This is a genomic window from Bradyrhizobium sp. MI1.4, from assembly GCF_055811315.1.
This window is the reverse complement of the sequence record NZ_JBVVPP010000003.1, coordinates 185,963-203,886: the sequence shown is the minus strand read 5'-3', so window position 1 is coordinate 203,886 and position 17,924 is coordinate 185,963. Positions and strand designations below refer to the sequence as shown.

Sequence of the window (17,924 nt, the reverse complement as noted above, 5' to 3'; positions counted from 1 at the left end):
GAAGGGGCTACGACGCGGCCACCTCGCCGATCTTGTCCTGCGTCTTGGTCTCGAAATCGCTAGCGTCATGCCGCTCGTGAAGCTGGCTGGCGGGATCTCCGGAGACACGGTTGACCATGCGGCCGCGCTTGACGGCCGGGCGCTTGGCGATCTGGTCGGTCCAGCGCTGCACGTGCTTGTAGTCCTGCACGGACAGGAATTCGCCGGCGCCGTAGACCAGCCCCTTGGCGAGCGCGCCGTACCAGGGCCACACCGCCATGTCGGCGATGGTGTATTCGCTGCCGGCGAGATATTCGTTGTCGGCGAGCCGGCGGTCGAGCACGTCGAGCTGGCGCTTGGTTTCCATCGCGAAACGGTCGATGGCATATTCGATCTTGGTCGGCGCGTAAGCGTAGAAATGGCCGAAGCCGCCGCCGAGATAGGGCGCGCTGCCCATCTGCCAGAACAGCCACGACATCGCTTCAGTGCGGCTCTTGATGTCCTTCGGCAGGAAGGCGCCGAACTTTTCGGCGAGGTAGAACAGGATAGAGCCGGACTCGAACACCCGGATCGGCTCCGGGCCGGAGCGGTCCATCAGCGCCGGGATCTTGGAATTCGGATTGATGTCGACAAAGCCGCTGCCGAACTGGTCGCCGTTACCGATTCTGATCAGCCAAGCGTCGTATTCCGCGCCCTTGTGGCCGAGCGCCAGAAGCTCCTCCAGCATCACGGTGACCTTGACGCCGTTCGGCGTCGCCAGCGAATAGAGCTGGAAGGGATGCTTGCCGACCGGCAGCTCCTTGTCATGGGTGGGACCGGCGATCGGGCGGTTGATGCTGGCGAACTGTCCGCCGTTCTCCTTGTTCCAGGTCCAGACCTTGGGCGGCACGTAGGCGGGGGTGTCGGTCATGCGAGGGCTCCGGCAAAAAGATGCGTCTGCATTAATTAGCCCGCGGACGGCGGATGGCAAGCCCTGCCGGCCCTGCGTCCGGCGCGGGCCTCGCGACCGCGTCATGCGTCCGACGTTGCCGAGGACGGCCATCACGAGAAGCCGCATCTGTCGAGCCGGGCGTACGGCTTCGCGCAACACGGCGTGTGCACGCAAGATGCGCCGCCAAATCCGGATTGGCATAGCGCAAGACGATGGTCTAGCGTCGATGAGCCTTCGCTCAAGATTGCGACAACAGCAACGCGAGGCCGCCGGGAGAGAACGATGAAATCGCCGATCTGCGACATGCTGGGCATCGATTTCCCGCTGCTCGCCTTCAGCCATTGCCGCGATGTCGTCGCGGCTGTCAGCCGCGCCGGTGGGTTTGGCGTGTTAGGTGCGACCGTGCACACGCCGGATACGCTCGAACGCGAGCTGAGATGGATCGACAAGCACGTTGACGGCAAGCCTTACGGCGTCGACGTGCTGATCCCCGAAAACATCTCGACTGCGGGCGAGAAGGACGTCACCTGGAAGAGCCTTGAGGCGCGCGTGCCACAGGAGCACCGCAACTACACGCGCAATCTCCTGAAGAAATACGACATCGAACTCACGACCACCGAGGTCGCCGACAACCAGCCGCAGCCGTTCGATGGCAGGACCGCGCTGGAGCTGCTGGAGGTCTCGTTCAACCACCCGATCCGCCTGATCGCCAATGCGCTCGGCGTGCCGCCGAAGGCCATGATCGAGATGGGCAGGAAGCACGGCGTGCCGGTCGCGGCCCTGGTCGGCGCCAAGGAGCACGCGCTGCGCCAGGTCGCGGCCGGCGTCGATATCCTCGTGGTCCAGGGCACCGAAGCTGGCGGCCATTGCGGCGAGGTCTCGACCATGGTGCTGGTGCCCGAGGTGATCAAGGCGATCAAGAATATCCGCGACGTGCCGGTGCTGGCGGCCGGCGGCATCATGACGGGACGACAGATGGCGGCCTGCATGGCGATGGGTGCCGCGGGCGCCTGGACCGGCTCGGTGTGGCTTGCGACCGTCGAGTCCGAGACCACGGAGATCTTTCGCGAGAAGATGATCGCGGCATCGTCGCGCGATGCGGTGCGCTCTAAGGGCCGCACTGGAAAGCCGGCACGGCAACTTCGTTCGGTCTGGACCGACGCCTGGGACCGCGCAGCCGAGAGCCCCGGCGCATTGCCGATGCCGCTGCAAAGTATCGTCAGCCGCGACGCCTTCAACTCGATCGACCGCGCCGCGGCGGGCGGCAACGCCAAGGCGCGCGATCTCGTGAGTTACTTCGTCGGCCAGGGCGTCGGGCTGATCGACAGCGTGAAGTCGGCCGGTGCGGTGGTGCAGGAGTTCAAGGAAGAGTTTGCCGAAACCGTCGAGCACATGAATGCGCTGGTGGCGGAGTGATTGCCACACACCGTCATTGCGAGCGCAGCGAAGCAATCCAGACTACCATCGCGGAAAGACCCTGATTGCTTCGCTACGCGCGCAATGACAAAAAACTGACATCGTGAATTGAAGCATGACAGATAAGAAGCATACCCCCGAAGACCGCATCCCCGTCATCGTCGGCGTCGGCGAGATCGTCGACCGTCCCAAGGAGGTCACCGATGGCCTCGAGCCGCTCGACCTGCTCGAACAGGCGCTGCGGCGCGCGGAAGCAGATGCCGGCGCAAAGCTGCTCGACGAGGTGCAATCGCTCGATATCGTCAACTTCCTGAGCTGGCGCTATCGCGATCCGGAGCAGCTGCTGGCGCAACGGCTCGGCATCACGCCTTCGCATTGCTATTACGGCCCGGTCGGCGGCGAGAGCCCGATCCGCTACATCCACGAGGCAGCAAAGCGCATTGCGCGCGGCGAATGCAGCGTCGCCGCGGTTTGCGGCGCGGAGGCACAGTCGACGGCGACCAAGGCGGAGCGCGCCGGGGCAAAGCTGCCATGGACCCCGTTCGCCCATGACGTCGAGGAGCCGAAGCGCGGCGCGGCGTTCCAGAAGCCGCTGGCCGTGAAGCTCGGCGTGTTCCGCCCCGTCACCGTCTATCCGTTCTACGAAGCGGCATCGTCCGCCCATTGGGGACAGACGCCGCGCGAGGCGATGGCAGAGTCGGGTACACTATGGTCACGCTATTCCGAGGCCGCCGCGCAGAATCCCAACGCCTGGCTGAAGCGGCGCTATACGCCTGACGAAATCACGACGCCCACCGCGGACAACCGTCTCATCGCGTGGCCTTACAACAAGCTCATGGTTGCCAACCCGAGCGTCAACATGGGCGGCGCGCTGCTGCTGACCAGCCTCGCCAAAGCGCGTGCGGCCGGCATCGCCGATGACAGACTGGTCTATCCGCTCGGCGGCGCCTCGGCCGAGGAGCCGCGCGACTATCTCTTGCGCGACCAGTTTTACGAGAGCCATCCGCAGAACGCCGTTTTGAAGGCCGTGATGGATCTCGCCGGCGGCGACGGCAGGAAGTTCGACGCGATCGAGCTCTATAGCTGCTTTCCGTGCGTGCCCAAGATGGCGCGGCGGACGCTGGGTCTAGGTGCGGACGTGCAGCCGACCGTGACTGGCGGCCTCACCTTCTTCGGCGCGCCGCTCAACACCTACATGACGCACGCGGCCTGCGCGATGGTCCGGCGCGTGCGCGACGGCGCAAAGCTCGGCCTGCTCTACGGCCAGGGCGGTTTCGTCACCAAGCATCATGCGCTGGTGGTGTCGAAGGTGCCGCCGCGCGAAGCATTGGCACAGGAGACGAGCGTGCAGGCGGCGGCGGACAGCAACAAGCGCGCGGTGCCGGAGTTCGTCACGGATGTCTCAGGCAAGGGCAAGGTGGAGAGCTTTACGGTGCTCTACGGCCGCGGCGGCGAGGTCGAGCATGGCGTGGTGATGCTGCGGACGGAAAACGATAGGCGCACGCTGGCGCGGATTCCCGCGAGCGATGCGGCAACGCTGGCGCATCTGCTCGACATGGATCGCACGCCGGTGGGTTCGCTCGGCGAGATCACGATGACGGTAGATGGCGTGCCGGAATGGAGGGTGGCGTAGCTCTCGTAGGGTGGGCAAAGGCGCTCTTGCGCCGTGCCCACCAATCTTTTTTAGGATCGCAGAGAGATGGTGGGCACGCTTCGCTTTGCCCACCTACGAAATCGAGGCTACCCCTTCGGCGCCTGCTTCTCCGACGCCGTCGCGGGCTTGCCCTTGGCGCCGGCGCCGGTCACGCGGACCTGGTCGCCGTCGGAGAGGCCGTCCGGTGGTGCCGTGATGACGCGGTCATCCGCTGCAATTCCCGAGGCGAGCTCGATCTCCTTGCCAAGATCGCGGGCGATGGTCACGGGCTTGAACAGGACCTTGTCGTCCGGACCGACGGTTGCGACGCGCAGGCCGCTGCCGTTGAAGATCAGCGCACTGGCGGGAATGCTGAGCGGCGCGGCGTCGCGCTGCAGGCTGAGCTTCACGCTAGCATAGCCGCCGGGCATCAGCTCGCCTGAGGAATTGTCGAGACCGAGCTGCATGCGCGTCGTGCCGGAGGCGACGTCAACCGCCTGCGAGGAGGCCTCCACCGTCGCCTGGAAGGTCCGGTTCGGATACTCCGGCAGCACGATGGCGGCCTTGGCGCCGATCTTGATCGCGGGCACGTAGTTCTGGGGCACGTTGATGTAGACGCGCAGCTTGGTGATGTCGGAGACCACGAACATTGCCGGGCCCGAGCCGCCGCCTGAATTGATCAGCGCACCGACGTCGGTGTCGCGCGCCGTGACCACACCGTCAAACGGAGCGGTGATCTTCTTGTAACCGGCCAGCGCTTCGAGGCGCTCGACGTTGGCCTGGCCCGAGCGAACCGCCGCGTTCTTGTTGGAGAGATCGGCGGTACGCTCGTCGATCTCCTGCGCGGAGACGAAGTTGGAGGCGACCAGCGTCTTGCGGCGGTTGAGGGTGGCTTCCGACAGCCTGGCGCTGGACTGCTGGCTGGCGAGGTCGGCGCGGGCCTGAAGCAGTTGCTGGTCGAGGTCGGGCGCCTCGATCTCGGCGATCACCTGACCGGCCTTCACCCGCGCACCGATGTCAGCGCTCCAGCTTTTGAGATAGCCGGGAACACGGGCAAAGATCGGCGCGCGATAATAGGCTTCGAGACGGCCCGGCAAGTCGATGGTCGCATTGAGAGCCTTGGCATTAGGCAGCGTCACCGCGACGCTGGGAACAGCCTGATCATCGGTCCATGCCTTCAATTTGGAGCCCTGCTCCTCGCGGGCGCGGATGCCGGTGCCCACGACCAAGCCGGCCGCGATTAGCGCCACCACGCCGAAAATGCCCAGTTTCCGGTGCGACACCGGGGAGCGGGGTTCATGGGGCGACATGCGGGGGCTCCAGGGAGGCGGCGCCTTTGGCGCCTTGCTTCTTGTGTACCATACTGAACACCACGGGAACGAACATCAGCGTGGCGAAGGTTGCAAAGATCAGGCCGCCGATCACGGCACGGCCGAGCGGCGCATTCTGCTCGCCGCCCTCGCCGAGCCCCAGCGCCATGGGCGCCATGCCGATGATCATGGCGAGCGCGGTCATCAGCACCGGGCGGAACCGGACGAAGCCGGCTTCGAGCGCCGCGGCGATGGGATCGCCGAGCTCTTCGTAGCGCTCGCGGGCGAACGAGATCACGAGCACGCTGTTGGCGGTGGCAACGCCCATGCACATGATCGCGCCGGTCAGCGCCGGCACCGACAGCGTCGTCTCGGTGGCGAACAGCATCCAGACGATGCCGGCGAGTGCTGCGGGCAACGCCGTGATGATCACGAAGGGATCGGACCAGGACTGGAAGTTCACGACGATCAGGAAATAGATCAGGACGACCGCGCCGAGCAGGCCGAACAACAAGCCGGTGAAGGCGCTGTTCATGGTCTGCACCTGGCCGAGCAGCACCACGGAAGAGCCTTTCGGCACCTCCTTGGCGGTGTCGGCGATCACCTGGCGGATGTCGGTCGCGACCGCACCGAGATCGCGGCCCGAGGTCGTGGCGAAGATCTGCACCATCGACTGGATGTCGTATTGCGAGACCACCGCGCTCGAAGTCGATCGCTTGATATCGGCGATGCCGCCGAGGATCGGCGACTGCGAATTGCCGGCCGCCGTGATCGGCAACGTCTGAAGCGCGCTGAGCGAATCCATCTGGTATTGCGGCGTCTGCATCACGATCGAATAGGATACGCCGTTGTCCGGATTAAGGTAGTAGGTCGGCGCCACCTGCGAGGAGCCGGCAAGGTTGACCACGAGACTGTTGGTGACGTCACGCTCGGTCAGCCCGACATACTGCGCGCGGGTGCGGTCGACATCGATATTGAAGGTCGGATTGTTCGGTGACTGCTGGATGCGCGCATCGGCGACGCCGGGAATCCTGCGAACCTTGGCCAGCAGATTGTTGGCATAAACGAAGTTGGCGCTGATATTGGCGCCGCGGATCTGCAGGTCGATCGGCGCCGGCGCGCCGAAGTTCAGGATCTGGCTGACGATGTCGGCCGGCAGGAAGGCAAAGCTGACGCCGGGGAACAGCCGCGGCAATTGCTCACGCAGCACGCGCACATGCTCTTCGGTCGGCTTGTGGCCTTCCTTCAGCTTGATCTGGATGTCGCCATCCTGCGGGCCGATCACGCCGGTGTTGTTGTAGGTCATGTTGATGCCGGAGATCGGCATGCCGATGTTGTCGGTCAGCGTTTCGATCTCACCCGGGATCAGCTTGCGGATCGCCTTCTGCACGTCGGCGAGCTGGTTCGCTGTCTCCTCGACGCGGGTGCCGACCTGGGTGCGGACGTGCATCAGGATGTTGCCGGCATCGACCGCGGGGAAGAAGTTGCGTCCGAGGAACGGGACCAGCGCGAAGGACGCGCCGACCACGCAGAGGAAGCCGATCACGAACACCGGACGGTGCGCGAGCGCGAGCCCGAGGAAATTGTGGTAGCCGCCGCGAATGCGCTCGAAGCGAGCCTCGAAACCGCGCTGGAACCAGACCAGTGGATTGCGCGACTTCGGCGGACCGTTCTCGTGATGGACATGCGCCTGCAATAAATAGTTCGCCATGGTCGGCACCAGCGTGCGCGACAGCAGGAACGACCAGATCATCGCGAACATCACCGCTTCCGCCATCGGCACGAACAGGAAGCGCGCCACGCCGGTGAGGAAGAACATCGGCACGAACACGATGCAGATGCAGAGCAGCGAGACGAAGGCCGGCGTCACGATCTGGTTGGCGCCGTCGAGGATCGACTGCTCGACCGGCTTGCCCTGCTCCAGATGGTAGTTGATGTTCTCGATGGTGACCGTGGCATCGTCGACGAGGATGCCGACCGCGAGCGCCAGGCCGCCGAGCGTCATGATGTTCAGCGTCTCCCCGATCGCCGACAGCATGATGATGGCGCCGAGCACCGAGAGCGGGATCGAGACCGCAATGATCACAGTCGAGCGCCAGCTGCCGAGGAACAGCAGGATCATGACGCTGGTGAGCAGCGCCGCGATCACGCCCTCGAACGCGACGCCTTCGATGGCGCCGCGGACGAACACCGACTGATCGCCGATGAAGCCGATCTTGAGCGCGTCCGGCAGCTGGTCCTTGACGTCGATCACCTTCTGCTTGATGCCCGCGATGATGTCGAGCGTCGAGGTCGCGCCCGCCTTCAGCACCATCATCAGCACCGAGCGGTTGCCGTCGACATGGACGATGTTGGTCTGCGGCGGGTTGCCGTCCCTGACGGTCGCGACGTCGCGCACATAGACCATCGCGCCGTTGACGGTCTTGATCGGCAGATTGCCGAGCTCCTCGATCTTCAGCGGCGAGTTGTTGAGCTGGATGATGTATTCGAACTGCCCGATCTTCTGGGTGCCGACCGGCGTGATCAGGTTCTGGGCCGCGAGCGCGTTGGCGACGTCCTGGCCGGACAGGCCGCGGGCCTGGAGCGCGGTCGGGTCGAGATCGATCTGGACCTGGCGCTGCTTGCCGCCGAATGGGTACGGGATCGCGGCGCCAGGCACGGTGACCAGCGGCGTACGGAGCTGGTTGATGCCGATATCGGCGAGGTTCTGCTCGGTCAGCCCGTCACCCGACAGCGCCACCTGGACGATCGGCACGGTGGAGGCGGAGTAGTTCAGGATCAGAGGCGGCGTCGCGCCCGGCGGCATCTGCTTGATCAGCGTCTGCGAGATCGCGGTGACCTGCGCGTTGGCGGTGCGGATGTCGACGTTCGGCTGGAAGAAGATCTTGATGATGCCAAAGCCATTATAGGAATTGGCGGTGATGTGCTCGATGTCGTTGACCGTTGTCGTCAGCGCGCGCTGGAACGGCGTGGTGATGCGGCCCGACATCTGATCGGGCGGCAGGCCGGTGTATTGCCAGACCACGCCGATCACAGGGATGCGGATGTCCGGGAAGATGTCGGTCGGCGTCCGCAGCGCCGCCAGCGGTCCGATGATCAGGAGCAGGAGCGCGAGCACGACAAATGTGTAGGGCCGGCTCAGGGCAATACGGACCAGAGCAATCATTCGTTGGGCAATTCCAGATCAGGGACAGGAAACACCGCCCCCGCGGGTTTCTCGGTTGATTTACCTGAAGACCGCCCAAATGGCCAACGGCACTGCGTCACGAGCGGTCAATTCCCTGCTATCGCACTGCGAAATAGCATTCCAGATATGCACCTCGCGCCCCGAAAGATGACAGATGCCGCGGTCCATCCATAAAAAAAAGCGGCGCCCGAGGACGCCGCTTTCAGCAACTCCGTGCCTGCCCGGCCTAAGCCGCGCGAACGTTGGTCAGGAACTTGCTGACCTCGGTCTTGAGCCGGCCGGAGTCGTTGGAGAGCATCTGTGCCGCCGACAGCACCTGCGAGGAGGCCGTGCCGGTCTCGGTTGCGCCGCGCTGCACGTCGGTGATGTTGGAGGAGACCTGCTGGGTGCCCTGCGCCGCCTGCTGGACATTGCGGGCGATCTCCTGGGTTGCCGCGCCCTGCTCTTCCACGGCCGCGGCGATCGCCGACGAGATCTCCGACAGACGCTCGATGGTCGAGGAGATCTCCTTGATGGCGCCGACCGAGTCGTTGGTCGCCGCCTGGATGCCGGAGATCTGCTGGCCGATCTCACCGGTCGCCTTCGCGGTCTGCTCGGCGAGCGCCTTCACCTCGGAGGCGACGACCGCAAAGCCGCGGCCGGCTTCGCCGGCACGTGCGGCTTCGATGGTCGCGTTCAGCGCCAGAAGGTTGGTCTGGCCGGCGATGGTGTTGATGAGCTCGACGACGTCGCCGATGCGTGAGGCTGCCTTCGAGAGCTCGCTGACGCGTTCGGTGGTGGCGCGGGCCTGGCCGACGGCATCGCCCGCCATCCGCGCAGATTCCTGCACCTGACGGCTGATCTCGCCGACGGACGAGGCCATCTCCTCGGTCGCCGAGGCCACCGACTGCACGTTGGTCGAGGCTTCCTCCGACGCTCCGGCAACGGTGGTCGCCAGCCGCTGCGAGCGGTCGGCGGTCGAGGTCAGCGTCGAGGCCGAGGCCTCCAACTGGGTCGAGGCCGACGACACGGTCTGGACGATCTCGCCAATCATCGTCTCGAATTCGCGAGTGATGTTGTCGACGCGGCGGCCGCGCTCGATCTTGGCTTCTGCATCGGCAGCGGCAGCCTCGTCCGCAGCCTTCTTGGCGATCAGCGCTTCCTTGAAGATCTGGAGCACGTCGGCCATGGCGCCGATCTCCGTCTTCTCACCGCGATGAGGGACTTCGGCGGAAAGGTCGCCCTTGCCCAGCGCCTGCATCGGCTCGGTAATCGAGTTGATGCCGTTCGAGACGTCCTGGACCAGGTAGAAGCCAACGCCGGAGCCGACAAGGACGGCGGCGCCGAGAATGATCGCGACCAGCATGAAGGCATAATAGTAGCTGTTGGCGGCATCCTGCGCGGCCTGGTCGCCACCTTTGGTGTTGAGCTCGATGTCCTTGCGCAGGACCTCGTCGGCCTGAAGCCCGATCTTGTTGACCGTCTTGGTGTTCAGCTCATGCGCCTCGTGCGGGACCTTGCCGGCCTCCTTGCGCGACAGCGCCATGACCTCCTGGGTGCCCTTCTTGTACTCCTCCCAGAGCTTCGACCATTCACCGTAGAGTGCCCGTTCTTCAGGCGAGGTGATCATGTCCTCGTAAGTTTTGCGGAATTTGGCATTGGCCTCGATCACGGTCGCGAGCGTCTTTTCCATCGCGAGCTTCTCGTCCAGCGTTTCCGACAGCATGTGCTCTCGAATGACGTTGCGGTAAGTGATCACGCCGGCACGCAGGTCGCCGAGCACGCGCACGCTGGGCATCCAGCTCGTGGTGATGTCGACGGTGTTGGCATTCATCGACCGCATCTTCATGACGGCGAGCAGGCCCATGCCGGCCATCGCGACCAGCAGGAACGCCACGACACTGATGATCTTGGCACGAATGGAAATGGTGGCGAGCATAATCGGTCTCTTTGCGTTGGCGCGGCGGCGTCCGGAACTTTTACGAATCAACCTAAGGGAGCAGAACCGACATCCAACACGAGAGCACCTGAGCAGATGTTAACGACGACTCCATACGAGTACGGAAGCCTGAAAGAAATGAACAGGCAGCTAAAAATGCCCTGCGCTCAGCGCATGAGCCCAAGCGCGTCGGAGAAAAACTCCGCGCCGCCGAAATTTCCGGACTTCAAGGCGAGCAACATGTCGCCTTTTTCAGCACCGACCGCGCGCAGCACCGGAACGCCCGCGGCGATCTCTGCTCCCACGAGAAATCCGGGAATCTTCAACCGGTCGACCACGGCGCCGGATGTCTCCCCGCCGGCGACGACCAGGCGCTTCACGCCGGCCCGCACCAGACCCTCGGCGATATCGGCCATCGCCTGCTCGATGGCGTGACCGGCCGCGTCGCGGCCGTGGCGCGCCTGGAGGGCGGCGACCTGATCGGGCGTCGAGCTCGATGCGATCAGGACCGGACCGTCCGCCAGCCGCGGCTTTGCCCAGGCCAGCGCGCGCTGCGCCTCGTCCTCGCCCGTAGTAATACGGTCCGGGTCGAGATGCAGCACCGGCATGACGCGCTCGGCATTGGCGATCTGCTGAAGCGTCGCCTGCGAGCAGCTTCCGGCCAGGCACGCCGCCGGTCCGCCGACCGCTGCCCCCGCCTCGCTGCTCGCCGCGGTCGATGTGACCTTGCCTGTGGACACCAGCGCCCGCGCCAGCCCAAGACCCATGCCGGAAGCGCCGACCGACAGCCGATGCTGGGCAGCGACGAGGCCGATGGTCTCGAGGTCGCGGTCGAACACGGCGTCGATGATCGCCGCGCCGATGCCCTTGCCCGCGAGCTCGGCCAGCCGCGCCCGCACGGCATCCGCGCCGCGCGTGACGGTGGCGAGGTCGACGAGGCCGATTTGCGTCTTGCTCTGGCGCGCCAGCACGCGCACCAAGTTGGAATCGTGCATCGGGTTGAGCGGATGGTCCTTCAGCGGGCTCTCGTTCAGCGGCACGGCGCCGACGAACAGATTGCCCTGGTAGACGGTGCGGCCGGTCTCCGGAAAGGCCGGCGTCACCAGCACGGCCGCCTCGCCGCAATCGGCGCGCAGCGCATCCATCACCGGGCCTATATTGCCCGCATCGGTGGAATCGAAGGTGGAGCAGATCTTGAACAGCACGTGGCTTGCGCCGCGGCCGCGCAGCCATGTCTCGGCCGCGCGCGAGCGCGACACGGCAAGGTTGGCCTCGATCGAACGGCTCTTCAAGGACACCACGACGGCGTCGACCTCGGGCAGCGCGAGATCGTCCGCGGGCACGCCGATGGTCTGCACCGTGCGCAGGCCGGCGCGCGTCAGCGTGTTGGCGAGGTCGGAGGCGCCGGTGTAGTCGTCGGCAATGCAGCCAAGGGATATTTTCGCTGCAACTGTCACGGCTTCACTCCCGCATAAGGCTTGAACCAGGCAAGGCCGTCGGTGGTCTTGCCGCGCGGATTATATTCGCAGCCGACGAAACCGGCATAACCGAGCCGGTCGAGTTCGTCGAACAGGAACGGATAGTTCAGCTCCTCGCCATCAGGCTCGTTGCGCGAGGGGATGCTGGCGATCTGGATGTGGCCGATGACCGGCATCATCTCACGCAGCCGCATCGTAACGTCGCCATGGATGATCTGGCAGTGATAGATGTCGAACTGGAGTTTCAGGTTCGGAAGCCGCAGCTCCTGGATCAGGTCGCGCGCGAAGCCGAAATCGTTGAGGAAATAGCCGGGCACGTTGCGTGCATTGATCGGCTCGAGCACGATGTCGATGCCGTGCGGCGCAAAGAACTCGGCGGCCCACGCCACCGATTTGTAGAACGCCTCGATAGCAACCCGCTCGCCGCGGTTGGCGATGCCCGCCATCAAATGCAGCCGCTTGACGCCGGTCGCCTTGGCGTAGGGCAGCGCGGTCTCCAGGCTCGCCTTGAGCTCGGGGAATCGCGACGGGAGTGCCGCAAAGCCCTTCTCGCCGGCATTCCAGTCGCCCGGCGGCAGGTTGAACAGCGCCTGAGTCAAGCCGTTGCGCTTGAGCCGCTCGCCGACCGCCTCGGCCGAATGCTCATAGGGAAAGAGAAACTCGACTGCGGTGAAGCCGGCTGCGGCAGCGGCGTCGAAGCGGTCGAGGAACGGCACCTCGGTGAACATCATCGAGAGATTGGCGGCAAAACGGGGCATCGGAATCCTCTTATCCTTTACTTGTCGCCGGGCAGTTTCACGCCGGTGACCCGCGCATACATCCGCGCCACCGACGCATCATCGTCGCGGCCCATGCCGGAGGCTGCCGTCATCAAGAACATCTGAAGTGCTGCGGCGGAGACCGGAACCGGAAATCTGGCATTGCGTGCCATGTCCTGGATGATGCCGAGGTCCTTGACGAAGATCTCGACCGCGCTGCGCGGGGTGTAATCGCCGTCGAGCACGTGCGGCATGCGGTTCTCGAACATCCAGGAGTTTCCGGCGGACGCCGTGATCACCTCATAAACCTTGCGGATGTCGAGACCCTGCTTGGCCGCGAATGCGATCGCCTCGCTGGCGGCGGCGATATGCACGCCGGCGAGCAACTGGTTGATCATCTTGAAGGCGGCGCCCTGGCCTGCGGCATCGCCAAGTTCGTAGAGCTTTGCGGCCATGGCATCGAGCGCGGGCCTTGCTTTCTCGAACGCAGCTGGGCTGCCGGAAGCGAGAATCGTCAGCTCGCCCTGCGCTGCGCGCTGCGCCCCGCCGGAGATCGGCGCATCCAGATAGTGCCGGCCGGTCGCCTCCAACTGCTTGGCGAGACGCCGCGCCACGTCGGGATCCATGGTCGCCGACGACAGAAAGACGCTGTCCTTGGCCATGGTTTCCGCGACGCCATCCTTGCCGAACAGGATGGTCTCGGTCTGCGCCGCATTGACGACGACGCTGACGACGATGTCGGCGCCCTTGGCAGCTTCGGCCGGCGTCTTGGCGCCCGCGCCGCCCTCCGTCACGAAACGCGCCACCGCATCAGCCGAGACGTCGCAGCCGGTGACGACATGACCGGCGCGCTTCAGCGAGGTCGCCATGCCAAACCCCATCGAGCCGAGCCCGATGACGGCGATGCGCTGATTCTGTGACGTGGAGGCAGACATGCAACTGATCCTTGCGACGTTTCCCGGAGGGCCACCCTTTGCGGCAGCTTGGCAACCGAATAACACGGCTTGGCCGCGCTGCCAAAGCGTGAGACAAATGGACATGACGGGCATGAGCAACGAGACATTGCTGCGCGAAGACATTTGCCGCTTCGGACGGTCCCTGTTCGAGCGTGGGCTGACGCCCGGCTCCTCCGGCAATATCAGCGTCAGGCTGGACGGCGGCGGCTGGCTGGTGACGCCCACCAATGCCTCGCTCGGCTTCCTCGATCCCGCAAAACTGTCGCGGCTGGACGATCAGGGCCGACTGGTTTCGGGCGATGCGCCGACCAAGGAAGTTCCGCTGCACAATGCACTCTACGCCACGCGCGGGAGCGCAAGGGCGATCGTGCACCTGCATTCCACCCATTCGGTCGCGCTGTCGATGCTCCCGGAGATCGACCCGCGCGCCGCGCTGCCGCCGATGACGGCCTATTATCTGATGAAATGCGGCGCCACCGCGCTCGTCCCCTATTATCGCCCCGGCGATCCCGCGGTCGCCGATGCGATCAAAGGGCTGGCGGGAAAATACTCATCCATGCTGCTCGCCAATCACGGCCCGGTCGTCGCTGGCGACACGCTGGAAGCAGCGGTGTTCGCGACCGAGGAGTTGGAGGAGACGGCGAGGCTGTACCTGCTGCTGCGCGGGATGAACCCGCGCTACCTGTCGCCGGCGCAGGTGAATGATCTGGTGAAGGTGTTTGGGGTATCGCTGCCGGAGCATGGGCATTGAGCCTCGTGCAGCCGTGGGCGAACTAACACCGCCCTACTCACCGCTGTCATTCCCCGCGAAGGCGGGGAATCCAGACGCCGCGGCTTCTCGGCTCAATCACAACGGCTTCTGGAATACTGGATCGCCCGCCTTCGCGGGCGATGACGCCGAGTGTGTTGCGCGACGTGCCCAACGCTTCGCGGCTACAGCCCCAGATACGCCTTGCGCACGTCGGGATTGCCCTTGATCTCGCTTGCCGCACCCTGCATCAGCACGCGGCCGGTTTGCAGGATGTAGGCGCGGTCAGCAATTTCCAGGCACTCCGCCATGCGCTGCTCGACGATCAAGACGGTCATACCGGCATCGCGGATGCGCTTCACGGCCTGGAAAATCTCGTCGACCAGCTTCGGCATGATGCCCTGCGAGGGCTCGTCCAGCATCAACAGCCGCGGGCGCGTCATCAGCGCGCGGCCGATCGCGAGCATCTGCTGCTCGCCGCCGCTTAGCGTCTCGGCGCGCTGTTCGAGCCGTTCCGAGAGGCGCGGAAACAGCTGGAACACGAGATCGAGTGGGCTCTCGCGGTCGGCCTCGCCGCGGTAGAGATAGCTGCCGAGGCGCAGATTGTCGCGCACGGAGAGGCGCGGAAACAAGCGGCGGTTCTCCGGCACATAGGCGATGCCGGTCGCCGTGATGTGGTGCTGCGCCATGCCGTCGAGGCGTTTGCCGTCGAACGTCACCGTGCCCGAGCGCGGGCGCTCGGCGCCGGCGATGGATTTCAGCAGCGTCGACTTGCCCGCGCCGTTGGCGCCGGCGACGCAGACGATCTCGCCCTTGGCGACTTCGATGCTGACCCCGGAGATCGCGACCAGGCCCTGATAGGCGGTCGTGACTTCATGCACCGACAGCATGACGATCTCCCAGATATGCGCTGATCACCTTGGGATCGCGGACGATTTCAGTGGGCTTGCCCTCGACCAGCACCTTGCCGAGGTCGAGCACGATGGCACGATCGACCAGCGGCATCACGATCTCCATGACGTGCTCGACCATCAGCACGGTGATGCCGGCGTCACGCACCTTGCGCACCAGCGCGACACCGGTCTGCGCCTCGGTCGGCGTAAGACCAGTGAGGACTTCGTCGAGCAGCAGCAGCTTTGGTTCAGTCGCAAGCGCGCGCGCGACTTCGAGGCGGCGCTTTTCGGCCGGCACGAGGTCGCTCGCGAGCACGTTGGCGCGCGCAGCAAGGCCGGTGAATTCGAGCACCTCATGCGCCTTGCGGCGTGCCTCGCGCATCACGGTGTTGCGCACCAGCGCACCGACGATGACGTTGTCGATCACCGTCATGGTCTCGAAGCTCTTGACGACCTGGAAGGTGCGCCCGATGCCGCGCTGGCAGCGCTCGGCGGCCGGCATGCTGGTGACATCCTCGCCGTCGAACCAGATCGAGCCTTGCGTCGGCGGCAGCACGCCGGCGATGAGATTGAACAGCGTCGACTTGCCGGCACCATTCGGGCCGATCAGGCCGACGATCTCGCCGCGACCCACAGAGATCGAGACGTCGCTGTTGGCGACGAGGCCGCCGAAACGCTGCCAGACGCCGCGGGTTTCAAGCAGCGGGGTCATCGCGTGGCTCCCTTCCGCTTCGCACGAGAGAACAGGCTCACCAGACCCTGCGGCAGGGCGAGCGAAATCAGCACGATCAGCGTGCCGTAGACAATGAGGTCGACGCCGCGGCCGGAGCCGCCGATATAGGAGCGCGTCAGCTCCGTCATCGGGATCAGGATGGCCGCCCCTAACACGGGTCCCCAGAGGGTGCCGATGCCGCCAAGCACGGCGGGCAACGCCATCAGCAGCGAGAACTGGAAGCCCATCACGCTTTCAGGATCGATATAGGCGAGAAACTGGGCATAGAAGGCGCCGCCGATGGCGACGAGGAAAGCGGAGACGGCGGCCGCGCCCATCTTGGAGTTGAACACGACGACACCGAGGCTCTCGGCCGCTTCCGCATTGTCCTTTACCGCGCGCCACCAGAAGCCCCATTTGGAGTCCTCCAGCCACCAGGTGACGAACCAGGCGAGGCTGCACAGCACCAGCGCGAAATAAAAGTAAGGCAGCTTGCTGCGCATGAACTGGAACTTCAGCCAGCTGTCGCCGCGCACCGGAATGGTGATTCCCATCGCAGCCCCCGCCCATTCCCAATTCTGGAACAACAGCAGCCCGATCTCGGCGATAACGATGGTCGCGATCACGAAGTAATGGCCGCGCAACCGAAAGAAGGGATAGCCGAGCCCCATCGCAATCGCGGCCGCGACCGCGCCGCCGGCGAGCATGCCGAACCATGGCAGCACGCCGAACTTGGTGAACAGGAGTTCGGTGGTGTAGGCGCCGATGCCGAAATAGAGCGCATGTCCCAGCGAGATCTGCCCGCAATAGCCAGAGAGAATGTTCCAGCTCTGCGACAGCGCCGCATACATCAAGGTCAGGATCAGGATGTTCTGGACGTAGACGTCCTTGATGAACAGCGGAGCGAGCGCCGCCAGGGCGGTCAGCACCGCGGCGATGATGAGGTCGCGGCGGCGCCGCGCGGCAAAATCCTTGTCCATCACATCGATCCGAACAGGCCACGCGGCCGGATGAAGACGACCAGCAGGTAGACGGCGTAGATGCCGACCGATTTCAGCGACGGCGGCAGCACCAGCGCGGTGGTGGCCTCGACGAGGCCCACGATGATCCCGCCGGCGAACGCGCCGAACACGCTGCCGAAGCCGCCGAGCGCGACCGTGACGTAGGCGATCAGCGCAAAGGACGCGCCGACGTCGGGATAGATATAGAAGAAGCTTGCCATGATCGCTCCGGCGAGGCCGACCAGCGCGGCACCAAGCCCCCAGCCGAGCGCGAACACGCGGTTCTTGTCGATGCCGACGAGGGCCACCGCGCCGGGATCTTCACGGGTGGCCTCCAGCGCGCGACCGAAATCGGTGCGATGGATGAAGAAGTAGAGGCCAGCAAAGGCCAGGATCGAAACCAGCGCACCCATGAGCTGCGGCTCCGGCAGGAAGACGCCGGCGATCGAGATCGTCTTGCCGCCGAGCCAGGACTGCGGAACGCTGCGATAGTCAGGCGTGAAGAAGAACTGCGCGAGGCCGCGCATCACGATGGCGAGGCCAAAGGTGGAGAAGATCTGCACCATGCCCGCGTTGGCCTTGGCCCGCATGGCGAAGCGCACGATCAACAGATAGACGACCGCTCCGAATACGAACAGCGCGGCGGCCACGAGCGGCGCCGACAGCAAGGGGTCGATGGCGAAGAACGTGAACAGGAAGAAGCTCACATACATCGCGATCATCAGGAACTCCCCGTGAGCGAAGTTCACGACGTCCATCAGGCCGAAGATCAGCGCGAGGCCGACGGCGATCAGTCCGTAGAGCAGGCCCATGAGGAGGCCGCTCGCGAGACTTTGGATAATGGTTTGGGCTGTCAAAAGTCTGTCCCCCGAACTACGTCCTCATCCTGAGGAGCGCGCACCGCGCGCGTCTCGAAGGATGGCCCAGCCCTCGTCCTTCGAGACGCGGGTTGCGCCCGCTCCTCAGGATGAGGGCGGGAGCTACGATCTGTGCTCCCGCAGCGC

Annotated in this window: 14 protein-coding genes; 3 read left to right on the top strand and 11 right to left on the bottom strand. The window is 65.0% G+C overall.

Features of this window, described 5'->3' with window-relative positions:
• Positions 1-7: 7 nt before the first annotated feature.
• Positions 8-889: a glutathione-dependent disulfide-bond oxidoreductase gene (gene yghU, locus AC0L23_RS05200; protein ID WP_085362319.1), complete on the bottom strand. Its 882-nt coding sequence runs from the start codon at positions 887-889 to the stop codon at positions 8-10.
• 303 nt (positions 890-1,192) lie between these two features.
• On the opposite strand from yghU, the gene AC0L23_RS05195 reads away from it, so the two are divergent.
• A complete protein-coding gene (locus AC0L23_RS05195) occupies positions 1,193-2,326 on the top strand; it encodes a nitronate monooxygenase (protein WP_085362318.1) in 1,134 nt (377 codons plus the stop codon).
• Between the two features lie 115 nt (positions 2,327-2,441).
• Entirely contained in the window at positions 2,442-3,959 is a 1,518-nt protein-coding gene (locus AC0L23_RS05190; protein ID WP_085362317.1) for an acetyl-CoA acetyltransferase, read from the top strand.
• Positions 3,960-4,066: 107 nt separating this feature from the next.
• Here the strand turns inward: AC0L23_RS05190 and AC0L23_RS05185 are convergent, their stop codons facing one another.
• The 6 genes from AC0L23_RS05185 to ltnD form a co-directional block, all read right to left on the bottom strand.
• Entirely contained in the window at positions 4,067-5,269 is a 1,203-nt protein-coding gene (locus tag AC0L23_RS05185) for an efflux RND transporter periplasmic adaptor subunit (RefSeq protein WP_085362316.1), read from the bottom strand.
• Positions 5,256-8,435 carry an efflux RND transporter permease subunit gene (locus tag AC0L23_RS05180; protein WP_018456981.1) on the bottom strand — a complete coding sequence of 1,060 codons (3,180 nt, stop codon included), beginning with the start codon at positions 8,433-8,435 and terminating at the stop codon, positions 5,256-5,258. Before AC0L23_RS05180 ends, AC0L23_RS05185 begins: the two co-directional genes overlap by 14 nt.
• Positions 8,436-8,682: 247 nt before the next feature.
• The gene (locus tag AC0L23_RS05175; protein ID WP_085362315.1) at positions 8,683-10,374 is read right to left on the bottom strand and encodes a methyl-accepting chemotaxis protein; all 1,692 of its coding nucleotides are present in this window, start codon (positions 10,372-10,374) and stop codon (positions 8,683-8,685) included.
• Between the two features lie 167 nt (positions 10,375-10,541).
• On the bottom strand, positions 10,542-11,831 hold the full coding sequence (gene otnK / locus AC0L23_RS05170) for a 3-oxo-tetronate kinase (protein ID WP_085362314.1): 1,290 nt from the start codon (positions 11,829-11,831) through the stop codon (positions 10,542-10,544).
• Positions 11,828-12,610 (bottom strand): 2-oxo-tetronate isomerase, encoded by a 783-nt coding sequence (gene otnI, locus AC0L23_RS05165; RefSeq protein WP_018456984.1) that lies wholly within the window; start codon positions 12,608-12,610, stop codon positions 11,828-11,830. The genes otnK and otnI overlap by 4 nt, the downstream gene beginning before the upstream one ends.
• 17 nt (positions 12,611-12,627) lie before the next feature.
• Entirely contained in the window at positions 12,628-13,545 is a 918-nt protein-coding gene (ltnD, locus tag AC0L23_RS05160; RefSeq protein ID WP_085362313.1) for an L-threonate dehydrogenase, read from the bottom strand.
• Positions 13,546-13,648: 103 nt separating this feature from the next.
• Here ltnD and otnC point away from each other — a divergent pair, with 103 nt between their 5' ends.
• Positions 13,649-14,317, top strand: coding sequence for a 3-oxo-tetronate 4-phosphate decarboxylase (gene otnC, locus AC0L23_RS05155; RefSeq protein WP_473356776.1), 669 nt, complete (start codon positions 13,649-13,651; stop codon positions 14,315-14,317).
• A 182-nt stretch (positions 14,318-14,499) separates the two neighbouring features.
• On the opposite strand, the gene AC0L23_RS05150 is transcribed toward otnC, so the two are convergent.
• The 4 genes from AC0L23_RS05150 to AC0L23_RS05135 are packed head-to-tail and all read right to left on the bottom strand — an operon-like array spanning position 14,500 to position 17,777.
• A complete protein-coding gene (locus AC0L23_RS05150; RefSeq protein ID WP_085352174.1) occupies positions 14,500-15,204 on the bottom strand; it encodes an ABC transporter ATP-binding protein in 705 nt (234 codons plus the stop codon).
• The gene (locus AC0L23_RS05145; RefSeq protein ID WP_018456988.1) at positions 15,188-15,919 is read right to left on the bottom strand and encodes an ABC transporter ATP-binding protein; all 732 of its coding nucleotides are present in this window, start codon (positions 15,917-15,919) and stop codon (positions 15,188-15,190) included. Before AC0L23_RS05145 ends, AC0L23_RS05150 begins: the two co-directional genes overlap by 17 nt.
• Positions 15,916-16,899, bottom strand: coding sequence for a branched-chain amino acid ABC transporter permease (locus AC0L23_RS05140; protein ID WP_018456989.1), 984 nt, complete (start codon positions 16,897-16,899; stop codon positions 15,916-15,918). The genes AC0L23_RS05145 and AC0L23_RS05140 overlap by 4 nt, the downstream gene beginning before the upstream one ends.
• Positions 16,899-17,777 (bottom strand): branched-chain amino acid ABC transporter permease, encoded by an 879-nt coding sequence (locus AC0L23_RS05135; protein WP_026233279.1) that lies wholly within the window; start codon positions 17,775-17,777, stop codon positions 16,899-16,901. Before AC0L23_RS05135 ends, AC0L23_RS05140 begins: the two co-directional genes overlap by 1 nt.
• Between the last annotated feature and the right edge of the window lie 147 nt (positions 17,778-17,924).

What these genes read in the sequence shown, in the direction of transcription:
- AC0L23_RS05195 (WP_085362318.1), top strand. Translation starts at nt 1,193, where the DNA reads ATGAAATCGCCGATCTGCGACATGCTGGGCATCGATTTCCCGCTGCTC.
- yghU (WP_085362319.1), bottom strand. Translation starts at nt 889, where the DNA reads ATGACCGACACCCCCGCCTACGTGCCGCCCAAGGTCTGGACCTGGAAC.
- AC0L23_RS05175 (WP_085362315.1), bottom strand. Translation starts at nt 10,374, where the DNA reads ATGCTCGCCACCATTTCCATTCGTGCCAAGATCATCAGTGTCGTGGCG.
- AC0L23_RS05180 (WP_018456981.1), bottom strand. Translation starts at nt 8,435, where the DNA reads ATGATTGCTCTGGTCCGTATTGCCCTGAGCCGGCCCTACACATTTGTC.
- AC0L23_RS05140 (WP_018456989.1), bottom strand. Translation starts at nt 16,899, where the DNA reads ATGGACAAGGATTTTGCCGCGCGGCGCCGCCGCGACCTCATCATCGCC.
- AC0L23_RS05145 (WP_018456988.1), bottom strand. Translation starts at nt 15,919, where the DNA reads ATGACCCCGCTGCTTGAAACCCGCGGCGTCTGGCAGCGTTTCGGCGGC.
- AC0L23_RS05150 (WP_085352174.1), bottom strand. Translation starts at nt 15,204, where the DNA reads ATGCTGTCGGTGCATGAAGTCACGACCGCCTATCAGGGCCTGGTCGCG.
- otnC (WP_473356776.1), top strand. Translation starts at nt 13,649, where the DNA reads ATGACGGGCATGAGCAACGAGACATTGCTGCGCGAAGACATTTGCCGC.
- ltnD (WP_085362313.1), bottom strand. Translation starts at nt 13,545, where the DNA reads ATGTCTGCCTCCACGTCACAGAATCAGCGCATCGCCGTCATCGGGCTC.
- AC0L23_RS05185 (WP_085362316.1), bottom strand. Translation starts at nt 5,269, where the DNA reads ATGTCGCCCCATGAACCCCGCTCCCCGGTGTCGCACCGGAAACTGGGC.
- AC0L23_RS05190 (WP_085362317.1), top strand. Translation starts at nt 2,442, where the DNA reads ATGACAGATAAGAAGCATACCCCCGAAGACCGCATCCCCGTCATCGTC.
- otnI (WP_018456984.1), bottom strand. Translation starts at nt 12,610, where the DNA reads ATGCCCCGTTTTGCCGCCAATCTCTCGATGATGTTCACCGAGGTGCCG.